The organism is Bacteroides sp. OF03-11BH (assembly GCF_003604005.1).
In the GTDB taxonomy this organism is placed as follows: Bacteria; Bacteroidota; Bacteroidia; order Bacteroidales; family Bacteroidaceae; genus Bacteroides; species Bacteroides ovatus.
Genome location: NZ_QTMW01000002.1, coordinates 85302 through 97722, shown reverse-complemented (window position 1 = coordinate 97722; position 12421 = coordinate 85302). Strand labels below are relative to the sequence as shown.

Annotated in this window: 7 protein-coding genes and 1 pseudogene; 2 read left to right on the top strand and 6 right to left on the bottom strand. The window is 41.7% G+C overall.

Features of this window, described 5'->3' with window-relative positions; genetic code table 11:
* Nucleotides 1-140: 140 nt before the first annotated feature.
* From DXA54_RS02105 to DXA54_RS02080, 6 genes are all read right to left on the bottom strand, one after another.
* On the bottom strand, nucleotides 141-671 hold the full coding sequence (locus DXA54_RS02105) for a GNAT family N-acetyltransferase (RefSeq protein ID WP_004301027.1): 531 nt from the start codon (nucleotides 669-671) through the stop codon (nucleotides 141-143).
* A gap of 8 nt (nucleotides 672-679) precedes the next feature.
* Nucleotides 680-2554, bottom strand: coding sequence for an alpha-L-fucosidase (locus DXA54_RS02100; protein ID WP_120078888.1), 1875 nt, complete (start codon nucleotides 2552-2554; stop codon nucleotides 680-682).
* Nucleotides 2555-2593: 39 nt separating this feature from the next.
* Entirely contained in the window at nucleotides 2594-3274 is a 681-nt protein-coding gene (locus DXA54_RS02095) for a hypothetical protein (protein ID WP_120078887.1), read from the bottom strand.
* Nucleotides 3275-3410: 136 nt separating this feature from the next.
* Nucleotides 3411-6257 carry a TonB-dependent receptor gene (locus DXA54_RS02090; protein ID WP_120078886.1) on the bottom strand — a complete coding sequence of 949 codons (2847 nt, stop codon included), beginning with the start codon at nucleotides 6255-6257 and terminating at the stop codon, nucleotides 3411-3413.
* Between the two features lie 11 nt (nucleotides 6258-6268).
* Nucleotides 6269-7582 (bottom strand): DUF4925 domain-containing protein, encoded by a 1314-nt coding sequence (locus DXA54_RS02085; RefSeq protein ID WP_120078885.1) that lies wholly within the window; start codon nucleotides 7580-7582, stop codon nucleotides 6269-6271.
* A gap of 30 nt (nucleotides 7583-7612) precedes the next feature.
* Nucleotides 7613-8815: a DUF4925 domain-containing protein gene (locus DXA54_RS02080; RefSeq protein WP_004311756.1), complete on the bottom strand. Its 1203-nt coding sequence runs from the start codon at nucleotides 8813-8815 to the stop codon at nucleotides 7613-7615.
* A 1054-nt stretch (nucleotides 8816-9869) separates the two neighbouring features.
* Here DXA54_RS02080 and DXA54_RS02065 point away from each other — a divergent pair.
* Both DXA54_RS02065 and DXA54_RS02060 read left to right on the top strand, forming a co-directional pair.
* Nucleotides 9870-10199 (top strand): annotated as a pseudogene (locus DXA54_RS02065) (VTC domain-containing protein); the annotation flags it as partial.
* A 168-nt stretch (nucleotides 10200-10367) separates the two neighbouring features.
* On the top strand, nucleotides 10368-12362 hold the full coding sequence (locus tag DXA54_RS02060; protein WP_120078884.1) for a carbohydrate-binding domain-containing protein: 1995 nt from the start codon (nucleotides 10368-10370) through the stop codon (nucleotides 12360-12362).
* Nucleotides 12363-12421 lie beyond the last annotated feature (59 nt).

Here is a 12421-nt window from a genome sequence, read left to right as displayed (position 1 = left end):
ACAAGAAATCCGAGTAAAAAATGCACAGGTTTAAGATTTTTGAGCAAAAGAGGAGGGTTTTTATAGATTTAATTCAGGGTTGACAAAGCGTTTATGGGCAGTCTGCCGGATTGTCCGGCAGACTGTTGATGAATTCCGGATTATTTGATAAGTTCGTAATAATGTGCATTCGTGAAATTATCATTCTTGAAAATAGCCTTTTGCATAATTCCTACTTTCGTGAATCCCACTTTCTCTAATACCCGCATGGATGGGGAGTTATGCTCAAATACGACTGCGAATACACGTACCTTATCAGTGTGTTCGAAATAATAGTTGATGGCTTCTTTCAGGGCGTCAGTAACGATTCCCTGGTTCCAGAAAGGTTCTCCAATCCAGTAGCCTACTTCTGTACTAAAACGTTCTACATCCGTAGCGGGTACAAAACCGATACTTCCGACTGCTTCTCCGTTTACCTCAATGCAGAAATCTTGAATGTTTTCTTTCGCTTGTACCATAGAGAGAAAAACGTTAGCATCCTCCTGGCTATAAGGATAGGGGAGACCGTCACGACAGTTATCCCAAATATTCTTGTTATTGAGATATTGGGCTAATGATGCTACATCTTCGGTTTGCCAGGTACGGAGAGTATAGTTTTTCTTCTGCACAATAATTCCTGTTTTTTGTACCATATCATCTATTATTGTATCCCAATTTCAGCTAACCCCATCGGTTCACCGTCATGTATCATCCGTGTTGCTTTCAACTGAATGTAGCGAGCCTTGACCGGAGTAAAGTAAACCGATTGCAAAATCGGATTGCTCTTTATATTGGAAAATTCATCTTTGGCTACTATCTGGTTGACCGCATTACTGTCCGTACCTACAGATATTTCGTAGGCTGCGATCAACCCTTTATTATATTCACTTTGGTCGGGGAGATAGTGGAATGAGGTAATCGTTCGTTCTTCTCCCAAGTCAATCAATAGTGTATTTCCATTGATGAAACAGGTGGTCTGGTCGTTTTTATCCATGCCTTTCTGTGCTTCCTCTACATCTACTCCAACAAGAGTGAACGGGTAACTTTTCAGTTCTGCAGCTTTTGCTGTGTATGTATCCGAAGTCTCTCCTGCATAATATGCTTCAATGTTATTAATACAGAGACAAGCCCGTGAATCCGTGAAGCGGACACGAATCTTATCCGTAGTGATTGTTTCGAAACGAAGGAGCCGTTTATATCCGATAGTGGTAGTCTCCTCATTGAGCTTTACTGGGAGCCATTCGCCTGCCTGGTTATATTCTACAACGAATGATTTGACACGTTGTCCGAGAGGAATATATTCCTGCAACATCATACGGTTGATCTTTTCTGCCTGAGGTAAATCGAATTCGATAGTGGCTGAAGTGACATCATCATTGGTAGCCCAATAAGTATCATAATCACCGTCGGTCACAGCTTTGGCGGAGAATGTTCTTCCACGTTCGTCCGATGCTTTGGGAGAGAGTCCCGCCAGCAGATTGTGTGCCAGTTGTTTTTGTACATTCTGGTGGAAGTTTACGGCATTGACAGAGTCAGTAGGGTGAATCAATCCGTCACGGTCTACCGGGAAGTTTAATAATAGCGTTGCGTTATGTCCTACGCTGCGGTAATATAAATCAGTCAGTTCGTCTACTGTTTTCACACGGTCGTCTTCTTCCGGATGATAAAACCATCCCGGACGGATGGAAACATCACACTCGGCAGCTACCCATAGGTTACCATCGGCATGACCATATTGCAGTTCACGATACTTGGGATAGCCCGGATAAACTTCTCCTGCACGAAGAAAAGACCAGTTAGTAGCTCCGGCAAATCCGTGTTCGTTGCCTACCCAACGACAGCCCGGACCTCCATCCGAGAAGATAACAGCTTGTGGCTGTAACTCATCAATCATCTTGTAAGCTCGCGGATAGTTATAATAAGTCTTGCGGTCGATTGTACGGCTGTCTTTTGCTCCGCCATACCAGCCGTCTCCACCGTTGGCACCATCAAACCAGATTTCAAATACGTCACCGTAGTTGGTCAGCAGTTCGTTGAGTTGTTTATAGAAGTATTCTACATATTCGGGAGAACCATAATTGGCCTGATGCCTGTCCCAGGGCGAGAGATAGACTGCGAATTTAATGCCATACTTTTTGCAGGCATCCGACAGTTCGCGGACAATGTCTCCTTTTCCGTCTTTGTACGGAGTGTTGCGGATACAGTACTCTGTCAGTTGCGTAGGCCACAGACAGAATCCATCGTGATGTTTCGCTGTCAGGATCACTCCTTTCATGCCGGATTTGACAAATGTCTGTACCCATTGCTCACAGTCCAGACGGGTAGGGTTGAATGTTTTAGGATCGGAGTCTCCATATCCCCATTCACGGTCGTTGAATGTGTTAAGTCCGAAGTGTACAAACGCATACGTTTCCATTTTTTGCCATTCCACCTGTTTGGCTTCGGGAATGGGTAAGATAGCTTCCGGTGCTTTTACCGAATTACAGGCACTTAGTAGAAAAAGACCTGTTGCGAAGATAAGAAAGTGTTTTTTCATGGGGGTGTTTATTAGTTAATAATTGAATGTAAGAATCATCTACAATGTAATTCCAACTACAAAATAAAGTTGCTCTTCATAAGGGTTGGCTATTAGCTTTCCGAAGATGGGTAAAGAGAAATTGGACGTTATTTTAATATCTTTTGTTGCAGATAATCCGATATTGACTACATTGAATTTGTCGGAGTACATACTTTCCCAAGGAGTGAAACCTGCTTCGATATTCATATTTACATCCTTCACGCTGAACGGGTAACTCAACTCGCAGTAACTGGACCAGGCACGTTTCCCGTTTTCCCGGTAATCGTTTCCGGCAAAGGTCGTGTACCAGCTTACTGACAATGGGAACTTTTCGCTAAGCATATAGCCGGCTCCTACCTCGAAAGTGTGCCCGGTAGAGTGCGAACTGTAATTGAAGTATTTAAAAGGTTCCTCTTCTGTCTGGGTAAAATAGTTATTGGCGTAAAGAGTCAGGTTTTTGTATTCGTACTCTAGTGATAAATCTATTTCATTGTTCTTTTCGCGAAATTCGGTAGAGCCCCATGCGTAAACAGTCAGTCCTTTCCAGTTGAGGCCGAGTGAAGGCTGCACACTTGCATTACCGCTATCTATACCGCGCCAGATATAACTGCTTACAAAATCAGCAGTTACAAAAACTTCTTGTGCCTGTGCAAAGGCTGTACAAAACAGGATGACAATAAGTAGGATTCGTTTTTTCATTTTATCGGTTATTTCTTCTTGTTTTCGGGGGATAAAGATACACAATATATAGATAAATGATGACAGATGAGGAGAAAAAAGAAAACGGCTGTATTGAGCAGCCGTTTCTTAAGTAATAGTGAATCTTGAAAGTTAGTTAGAAAGTGACGTCCATTTTCAGCACGAAAGTACGTGGGGCGGCAACTGCCATTGGGCGGTAGCTGTATTCTTTATTCAACAGGTTGTTCACCATAAACTGGAAAGCTACTTCTTTTGTGGCTTTTACTCCGAAGCGTACGTCGACAGTAGCATAGTCTGTATTATGTTTTTTCCAGTAAGTAGCCAGTGTTTCTCCTTTTGAATAACCGAAAAGGATGCCACGTACATAATCCATCAGGTCTTTCTGCTGTTTCTCGCGTTCGTCCAACATCAGATAGTCAACTGCCAGAATTTTGCTCTTCCATGCTACATTGGCACCGACATTGATACGTTTCCACTGGAAATCTACTGTAGCTTTAAAGCTGTGCTTCGGGCGATATTTAAGATACTTACCTGTGTTCGATTTCTCTTTCATCTGAAGAGGATCGGTATAAAGCCCCTCTACTGCATTACGTTCCTGATAGTCAGCATCGCGTGGCTCCGTGTATACATATCCTAAGTTATAGAACAACTTCGTATTCTTATTGAAATTATACACGCCGTTCGTTGAAATTTCTACTCCGTAAATCTGGGCTTTCGATACATTGTGGAACTGGGCTCCGATGCCGAAACCTTTGCCATCTGTCAGCATCTGAAATGCATCGCCTATGCTATTAATCATTGTGTAATTGGCATTGTTGAACAGTCCGAACTGGAATTCAACCATGTCTTTATACTGTGTATAGAATCCTGCAACATCCACAAAACCCTGGAAATTGCCGACCTTATATCCTTGCTTAATTCCTAATTCCGCATTAAATCCTTTCTCCGGTTTGATGTCCAGATTAGGATAGACGCCAACCCCACCAATATCCTTGCGCAGGTATTTTTCATTGATAGACGGATTACGATAACCCTGTCCGAAGCTGGCACGGATAAAACTGTAATCAGCCAGCTGATAATTTAACCCTGCACGGAAGACCGGACGGAACGGAACCTTGGTTCCGAAAATTTTGGTTTCGGCTTCACGGTGATGATTATTCACCCGATAATATTCGGCACGTACACCGGCAGACACACTCAAACGATCCCAAAAGCGCTGATCGTACTGAAGGAAAGCAGCTACATTATCACTTTTGTATACCTCATCCATTACAGCGGAGTCATAGCGGATATGTTCCAGGGTTACTCCGGTAGTGATTTGTGCACCACCTTCCCATTTCTTATTGAACTGGTAGTCGAGATAGTAATCGAAGTTCTTATCAGTCTGTGTTTTGGGAGTGTTTCGTGACGGATTGATAACATTTGATAACCACGGAATCAGATCACTCGGTAACTGTCCGTTCGCAAGTCCTCCCAAGTCACTCGGCACTCCGTTGTCCATTACCCAGGAGATCAGATCGCAATAATCGGCAGTCGTCGCATTCGGGAAAATATTGCCTAATGAGGTGAACACTCCGTTCATGGCATCTTCCAGATTACCGTTGACAAGTCCGGAACCGATACCTACCAATGCAGGATAGAGTGAACTGTAATCGCCACCGGCTATATTCTGTATCGTTTTGGCATCAGTTCCCATATTTCCCAGAATATCAGTGATGGAAGTTCCTTGGGTAGGGCGTACGATATTGTCGGCGCTGTAATAGAAACGTCCTTTAATCTTATGTGACGTACCGTTTTCCGGATTCACATAGTTGATGAACGGATCGATATGGAAATTATTCTCTTCACGTCCCATGTTGGTGAAAGGAGACGGTTTGTACACTTCCGTTGGTGAACGCCAGATGAAGAAGTCGCCGTATTGATTGGAAAGGAAATCGACATTGAAACCATAGTTCAACAGTTTCATTCCCATATCGGGCTGATGATAAGTGAGGCTCCCTCCCATACGGAAACGTTTGTTGTATCCCTGTTGGCGGTATCCTTCATCAGTGAAAAGATTGATTCCTCCGCTGACATCGAAATTACCGATACGGCGGGAATGGGAGAGGTCGAATCCTTCGTAAATAGGATTCCGTATACCGCTAAGAAGACTTCCGCGCAGGATCGGTTTAACAGAATATTTATCATCTTTCCAGAAACTCTTGTCGCTCCATTGGTATTCGTCGTTTTCCGCATCACCATATACACCGATATAGGCGCTGAATCGTGTTTTCGGTGTCAGTCCCGGACGTGCGGTACGGATATTGATAATACCATTCAAAGCTGATGAGCCATATAGTACGGAAGATGCTCCTTTAATCACTTCCACCTGTTCTACGTTCTCTAAAGGAACAGTGTTCCAGTTGATTTCTCCTGTTTTCGGATTCAGTGTGCTCATTCCGTCCACAAGAATTTGGCTGCGTGCACCTACTCCGTAAGTCCATCCGCTACCTCCGCGCATAGAAGGTTGTTTGTCTACAATGTCTACACCGGGAAGTGTGCGGAGAGTGGAAGAAATATCCGTGGGTGCCTGACGGGCAATATCTCCGGATTTAACAACGTCCATGGAGACAGTGACATCACTCAACTTCTGTTCAAAGCGTCCGGCACTGACTACGACTTCTTCCAGCAGCTTGGTGCTTTCTTTCATGTAAACGTCTTTGGTGACTACTTCACGCTTGTTGATAACGATGGGCATCAAGACATCATCATAGCCAACATAGCTGAATACAAGGTCAACTCCACCTTCGGGAAGTTTGATTTCATATTCTCCGTTAATGTTAGATACTACTCCCTGATTACCATGAAGTTTGTAGGTGACGGTGGCTCCGACCAATGGCTCATTGGTCTTGGCATCATATATATGTCCTTTCAGGGTTTGGGCAAAGATGCTTCCGAAACCGCTAAGGCATAACAGGATTGTTAGGATATATAATTTCTTCATTGTTTTTTGTTTTATTTATTTGGAACAATTTCCAAACCAAATTCTATTTTTTCAGGTGATAGAAAAGCGTCTGATATACCGTTCAAAAATATAGAGATGATTCCTCCCAGTGATTGCATATCTTCTGGAAGCAGACTGACTATTAGCGGACTAAGATCTGGTAGTAATTTGGCTATGGGAGTAAAACCTTCTTTGTCTAAGTAAATAAAAGTATGTCCATCTTTTGAAATAACTTGCATCGGGATTCCGGTAGTTAACCAATTGAAAATAGCTTTGAAAGAAGTGTCATTGACATTGAGCAGGAATCCAAGTGTTTCATTTTTTAGACTTTGATTGAGCGTGGTTAGCAATTCTTTCACTTTCATAGCATCCATTTGGGATATAGCTTCAATGATAGCATTGGTTATATTGACATCCATATATTGATTGCCGCTGGATATTGAGGCAATAATATTAGCTAAGTTTAATTTTAATATTAACTTACCGTCTTTTTGGAACCAATTAGCAAATCTTTTTGGAGATGGAATATAATTACGGTTAACAATGTTAGGAGTAATCATATCCTGTGTTAATGGATTTTCTAGAAATCCAAAAATGATATCCATGTCTACTCCTGTCAATGGTTCATTTGAATAAGAAGCCGTTACATTCCCGTCCGCTCCTAAAGTAATTTCTTGTAGAACTTGTGGCAAAATATAACTTAATATGTTTTGAATGGCACTACCCCATGTTTGAGTTGTGGCTCCACTTTCTGAAGCTTCTATGTCTGCATAAAAATAGCATGATGCATTTAGTACTTGTCCGTCAACATCTTGCCATGTATATTCTTCTCCCCACATGTCTCCAACTACAATCGTTTTGATGCCATTAATAACTGTGGGTAGTTTATAAGTATTTGCCCATAATTCTGCATTGCCCATTTTGATATTGGATATATTTAATGTTAACTGTCCTTTTATTACGCGTCCTTCGTATCTAAAAGAGCTTAAAGTCTCATTTCCCATACTATTTCCTGAAAAAGAATATCCTTGCCCATCTCCAGAAAGGGGGATAGACATAATTTTTACTTCTTTTTCTCCTGGTAAAATATCATATAAGTTAATAATAGCGGTTTCTCCTGTTACAGTGCTAAAGTCTACTGATTTTCCGATCATTGTTTCACCATTATAGGTAAGAATTAGATTCGGATTGGGGTTTGATAGTTTATTTGAATAATTGGCTGTTACATCTATAGGCTCTGGTCCGTAGTGATCATTATCACAAGAAGTTAAAAATGCAGACGCTACGGCAAGGCAGCTTATTAATAGGATAGATATTTTTTTCATTGTTTTTTTATATTAGATAATTAAAATGAATTATTTCTTAGCTGTGAGGTCAATACCGATTTCCATTTTATCGAAAAGGGCTGCAACTTCAATTAAATTTGTTTCCAGCAAACTACCGATGATGCTGATGAACGGCATGAGAGTTTCTTTGTTGAAATAGATATAAGTATGTTCTTTTGTTGAGTTGATGCCCATTGGTATTCCGTCTTTCATCCATGTGAGCAGAGTTGCAAAAGTATCATCATCCAATTGAAGAATATAGGTGATTATTTCATTGTTTAAAATCATATTGATGGCACTTAACGTTAATTTTAAACGTGCCGGGTCAGATTTTAGAAGTGCTTCACTGATTCCTGCGATAAGCTGATAGTCAATTTGCTTTCCGTTGTTTTGTGCTATGAGAGACACAATGGCAGGGATATTTAGTTGTACGACAAATGCTTTGTTGCCTGTTTGATTCCAGTAGGCCAATCCTTTGGGAGATGACTCATAAGTGCGTTTGTTGATCAGACTTTTGAATTCAGCGTCAGTTTTGCCCGAATTGGCAACTTCCATAATTTCATTCATGTCTACAGGGCTCGTAGTATAGCTGGCAGTGACAATTCCATTTTTCTCAAATGTAATATCCTTCAATACATAAGGAAAAATCACATCTAATATATTAGTTGCCATTTGCTGTATTTGTAAAATCACCGGCTGGAGAGATTCTCCTCCTGCTTTTGTAGTAATATTCACGTAGCTGGCTCCGCTATTACGGATGATACTTTCTCCATCTGTTGTGTGGGAGTATGCAGGAAATGTATATGTGTTTGCAATGGAGTTGGCATAAGCCATTGTTACGTTCAGTGATAGTTGCATGTTTTTCGGAGTTATTATTCCTTCATATTTCACCGTAGCTCCTCCCATTGTGATATTGGTCCCGCTGAAAGTATAATATCCTTTCTTTTCATTCTCATAAAGTTGGATGCGACTGATAGGAGTTTCCTTTTCTCCCGGGATTATATTATTCAGCGTCAGTGTTCCCGTTTCGCTATCTTCTGTCTTGAAGCTGACAGTTTTTCCAATTAATTTCTCTCCGCTGTAGGTTAGGTCTAGCGTATATGGTTTAATATACGAGCCATATTCCTGACTAATTTCTCCTGGCCAAAATAGCTTGTCATTGTAAGTTTCTTCGCATGATGTAAAGAAAAATACTGCGCAAGCGACATAAGATAGTTTTCGTAAGTTTCTCATTTTGCTTTTTGTTTTTATTGCGTATTTAATAAAACTTTGCAAAGTTCGACTAACAATTCTTTATTGTCAAGGTCTGTTTTTTTATTTTAATGTTCTATTTTTAATCGTATGCGGTAAAAGTACCTAAAATGAAAAAATAAATGTGTTCTATTTTTAATATCGATTGTTCTTCTTTTAAGAATGGCTGTAAAAAGAGAATGAAGAGGTCTCTAAAAAAGCAAATGGTTTTCCTCCTATTTTTCACAGGTGAGAAACCGTTCATTTTTTTTCTTCTCTATTTCTGACTCTTGCGGAAAGTTTAGAATGTAATATTCATCTTTACAACTTTCAATAAATACTTCCGTAAAAAAGTGAAGAGGAATCCGCTGGAATATTACAAGAAATAAATCTATGTTTGCTTAAAATAGGGTTATACATAAAAATAGGATGTTTTATACATTTTCTTTGCTTTAATTAGAACCTATATGAGGATAGCAAATAAATAGGAGCTTAAATGTCTTTTTGGATTCTCCCAAAAGACAGTGATTTGATAGTAAATCCTTGCTGTTTGTATTTGTTTGCTACCAGATTCGAAATAAATCAATATTTTTTTTCTGATGTTATAGCTATTTGTTATATTGAAAATTAACGAAGTTAGAAGTGACATAGCTTGGAAACGACTCTTATTTCAATCAACGCCTCCTTCCTCACCGATGAACGGTAGCTTGGTCGGTGAGCAAGGAGGCGTTCCTCACCGACCAAGGATACCTTGCATTTAAAGAACGGACGTTTTCATACAATGAAAAACGGTCTGTTTACCCTTTATTTATGCATAATAAGGGGCGTGATATGCATATTCTTGCACTAGATTATGCATTTTATTTTCTATTTGATTCGATTCATAGCCACTGTTGAATAATAGAATCTTAAGAATAGAACAGAACAGTTTATTGCTGTAATACAGTCGATTCACCGATAAGAATCCCCCGTTCATTGATTTTTTTTCCTTTTTCTGCTTCTCTGTCATACATTTGTTACAGTATTGTAACACTTGCTACTCTAATCCCTTATGAATATGAACGAGGCATGTAATGTAACCACCGCACTTTCCGCTTTCTCCTCCATTTCTTTGGAAGAGATGAGTACCATCCGTTTGATGAACCGTACGGACACGAAGTATATCGTTTCGCTCTCTGCCCTGATGGACGTATTGCAACGGGCAAGTAATTGTTATCGTGTGCAAGAGGTGCAGGGGGAGCGAAATATAGCTTATCACACTACCTATCTCGACACTCCCGATTACACCATGTATCTGGCTCATCAAAACGGAAGAGTGATCCGTGAGAAGATCCGTGTAAGGACATATGTCTCTTCCGGTCTGACTTTTCTGGAAGTGAAGAAAAAGATATTCTCCGGTTTCGATGCTTCTCTGGAAGGTGAATTTCGTACAAGGGACGGATTGCAGACGGTGGAATGCTGGTCGGGTTCGGCAGGTGTTTCCTATAAGATGTTTCGTTGGCTGAAAGCGTCTGCAGGATATTCATTTAAGTTTTAATAGATAAAACAAGAAATTATGAAAAGGATTGTGTTGTTTTGGATACCGCTTTTATTGCTGTTGTTGGTGAACTGTACGACGGAATCATTCGATTTCGGCGATCAGGAAGGAATATTGGTCGGAGGTTCGGGAGGTGGAGGAAGCAGTCAGCCCAACCCGACGATTCCCGAGGGATCGGAAGATTTATTGGGATTTACAATCGCTTTTGATGAAAGTGATAAAACGGCGTATGGAAGCATGTCGGAAACGGTTACTTCCGATGATGATTTTATAGAGAACTCCCAATTCGCCTCTGTGGTGACGATTATCTATAATGGAACGACTGCTGCGGTAAGCAATGGTGTTTCAGGAGTGGAAGTGTCTTCCAATGGGGCGCATGTCGTGGTTAATTCTACAGTCAGCGGAGTAGAATATGTGTTGAGCGGGACTACTACGAATGGCTCGTTCAAGGTATATAGCGAAAAGAAATTCAAATTATCACTGGCAGGGGTGTCTATACTCAATCCGGTAGGTGCTGCCATTAATATCCAGTCTTCCAAACGTGTGTTCGTGGTATGTGCAGACGGAACAACGAATGTGTTGACAGATGGTTCTTCTTATACGGCAACTACTGATGGAGAGGATATGAAAGCCTGCCTGTTCAGTGAGGGACAGCTTATTTTTAGTGGTGGTGGTTCGCTTACAGTTACCGGAAATTATAAACATGCCATCACAAGCGATGATTATGTGCGTTTCCGTAGCGGGTGTAATATTACGGTAGCTTCGGCCAAAAAAGACGGAATCCATACTAATGAATCTGTGATTATCGGCGGCGGAATACTGAATATATCTTCTGACGGCGATGCTATTCAGTGTGAAGAGGGAGGAATTACGATGACCGGAGGATTTGCCAAACTCTCTACAACGGACAATAAAGCGCATGGGTTGAAATCTTGTCTGGATGTGGTAATCAGTGGCGGTGCTATTCAGGCACAAGTGGCGGGAGCAGCCTCCAAAGGAATATCCTGTGATGGTAACCTGACCATCTCCGGAGGAAAGCTGACTGCATTCACTTCTCAAACCGCACTTTATGAAGACAATGATTTGAGTTCGTGTGCAGGAATTAAATGTGACGGAAATATCCTGATTACAGGAGGGGAGATCGCCATACAGAGTACAGGTGGAGCCGGTAAAGGTATCAACTGTGACGGTTCGATTACCATCAATGACGGCACGGTGAAAGTGATAACTACCGGTACGCAGTGTGTGTATGGCAAGCTCGACTCGTCGGCAAAAGGAATCAAAGCGAACGGTGCGTTGACAATCAATGGAGGAACGGTGCTTGTGAAGGCTACCGGTGGGAAAGGCAGTGAAGGTATCGAGAGTAAAAGTGTGTTGACTGTCAATGAGGGTACGGTTGCCGCCCTTTGTTACGATGACTGTATGAATGCAAGCAACAGCATTGTTCTTAATGGTGGCAATATTTATTGTTATAGTTCCGGAAATGACGGCATTGATTCTAATGGTACGCTGACCATTACGGGGGGAGTGATCGTATCTTCGGGTACTACTTCTCCCGAAGACGGATTCGATTGCGATCAGAATACCTTTAAGATTACCGGGGGGATTGTTCTGGGTATTGGAGGAGGAACAAGTACACCTACATCAAGTGTATGTACGCAACGCAGTGTGATCTATGGTGGTTCGGGAAGTAACGGAGAAATACTGAATATCCAGTCAGCCGACGGAACCAATGTACTGACTTATCAGATTCCCCGTGCTTATTCTCAAATGACGGTATTGTTCAGCAGTCCGAATCTGACTTCGGGCGGTAGTTATATCATCTCAAAAGGAGGGGCGGTTTCCGGTGGTTCCGAGTTCTTCGGATTATATACGGGAGCCACTTATTCCGGTGGCACACAGGCAGCAACGTTTACCGCCAGTTCGATGGTGACACAAGTTGGCAGCACTTCCGGCGGTGGCCAGCCCGGTGGTGGAGGCGGCGGACATGGCCCTGGCGGATGGGGATGGTAAACAGCAGTTTACCGTCGAAATCCGTTCTTTGGTCGATTCTATTTGTGATAAAACAGGTT

Bases quoted from the DNA above. Each gene is read 5' to 3' on its own strand.
- DXA54_RS02095 (WP_120078887.1), bottom strand. From the start codon at position 3,274: ATGAAAAAACGAATCCTACTTATTGTCATCCTGTTTTGTACAGCCTTT.
- DXA54_RS02090 (WP_120078886.1), bottom strand. From the start codon at position 6,257: ATGAAGAAATTATATATCCTAACAATCCTGTTATGCCTTAGCGGTTTC.
- DXA54_RS02060 (WP_120078884.1), top strand. From the start codon at position 10,368: ATGAAAAGGATTGTGTTGTTTTGGATACCGCTTTTATTGCTGTTGTTG.
- DXA54_RS02080 (WP_004311756.1), bottom strand. From the start codon at position 8,815: ATGAGAAACTTACGAAAACTATCTTATGTCGCTTGCGCAGTATTTTTC.
- DXA54_RS02100 (WP_120078888.1), bottom strand. From the start codon at position 2,554: ATGAAAAAACACTTTCTTATCTTCGCAACAGGTCTTTTTCTACTAAGT.
- DXA54_RS02085 (WP_120078885.1), bottom strand. From the start codon at position 7,582: ATGAAAAAAATATCTATCCTATTAATAAGCTGCCTTGCCGTAGCGTCT.
- DXA54_RS02105 (WP_004301027.1), bottom strand. From the start codon at position 671: ATGGTACAAAAAACAGGAATTATTGTGCAGAAGAAAAACTATACTCTC.